Origin of the sequence: Romboutsia sp. 13368 (assembly GCF_018336475.1) — a bacterium.
Taxonomy (GTDB): domain Bacteria; phylum Bacillota; class Clostridia; order Peptostreptococcales; family Peptostreptococcaceae; genus Romboutsia.
Map to the genome: position 1 here is coordinate 2,055,241 of NZ_CP048741.1, position 1,492 is coordinate 2,056,732.

1 protein-coding gene is annotated in these 1,492 nt (G+C 28.3%); it reads left to right on the forward strand.

Annotated features, from left to right (window positions below):
• The first annotated feature begins 136 nt into the window (after nt 1-136).
• Complete coding sequence (locus G3997_RS08515) at nt 137-1,462, forward strand: IS3 family transposase (protein WP_296645363.1); 1,326 nt, start codon at nt 137-139, stop codon at nt 1,460-1,462.
• Nucleotides 1,463-1,492 lie beyond the last annotated feature (30 nt).

Genomic DNA, 1,492 nt, shown 5'->3' on the forward strand with positions numbered 1-1,492 from the left:
AGCGGAGAGTATAGTGACATTAAAAAGAGTAAAATAAAAGGGGAATTAGAATAAATCCTATATAGTGGACATGAAAAAGAGTATGTCTATCTRTATAGGATTTTTTGTGCAATATTGACTGAGGTGTGATTATAAGATGAGCAAAAAGATATTTAYAGWRCAAGAAATATTAGAATTATCTAAAAATAAATATGTAAAAAATGTAACTGCAAAAGGCATAACTTATACTAATGAATTTAAGTTACAGTTTATCGCAGAATATGAGAATGGAAAAACTTCAAGAGTTATTTTCGAAGATGCAGGATTTGATGTTGATGTAATTGGAATTAAACGTATAGATTCTGCTAGTCTAAGATGGAGAACAGCATATAAGGATAAAGGTGTTTTAGGTTTAGAAGATACTAGGAGTTTAAATTCAGGAAGAACACTTAATAGGGAATTAACTATTGAAGAAATCCTTGCTAAGAAAGATGCTGAAATCGAGTATCTTAAAGCGGAGCTTGAATTAATAAAAAAGCTAGAGCTGCAAGAAAGGCAGGTGATAAATAAGAAGATACCTGCATCTAAAATATTTAAACTAATTCAAAATTTAATTCAAAACTTCAATCTTAAGAACATGACGAGACATTTATGCAAAATTGCTAATGTCTCTACTTCAGGTTATTATAATTTTTTAAACAATTTTAAGGCTAGAAATATAAAGGAAAATAAAGATTTTATATCTAAGGAAATTATCTTAAAAGCATTTAACTATCGTGGATATAAGAAGGGCTCTAGATCTATAAAAATGGTATTAGAGAATAAATTCAATATTATAATGAACAGGAAGAAAATCCAAAGAATTATGAGAAAATATAATATTACTTGTCCTATACGTAAAGCTAATCCTTATAAACGTATTGCTAAAGCTACAAAGGAACATAGAGTAGTTCCTAATAGACTRAATAGAGAATTTAAGCAAAAAATACCTGGTAAGGTAATGCTAACTGATATTACATATATGCCGTACGGCAATAATAAAATAGCATATTTATCTACGATAAAAGATTCATCAACAAATGAAATATTAGCATATAACCTTTCTAATAGCTTAGCTATAGATATTGTAACTGAAACTATAAATAAATTAGTTAAATTAAAGTCATTTAAATTACATAAAGATGCGTTCATCCACTCTGATCAAGGTTCTCATTATACAAGTCCAATCTTTCAAAAACTACTTAAGAAATATAACTTAGGTCAATCTATGTCTCGTAGAGGCAATTGTTGGGATAATGCTCCGCAGGAATCGTTCTTCGGACATATGAAAGATGAAATTGATTACAAAAACTGTAGAACAATAGAAGAACTTAAAATATTGATAGATGATTACATGGATTATTACAATAATGACCGTTATCAGTGGAATTTAAAAAAGCTGACTCCTGTACAATACAGAAATCAACTTTTAAAAACTTCTTAATAACCCTTTTTTTCTAGTGTCCTTGACAAA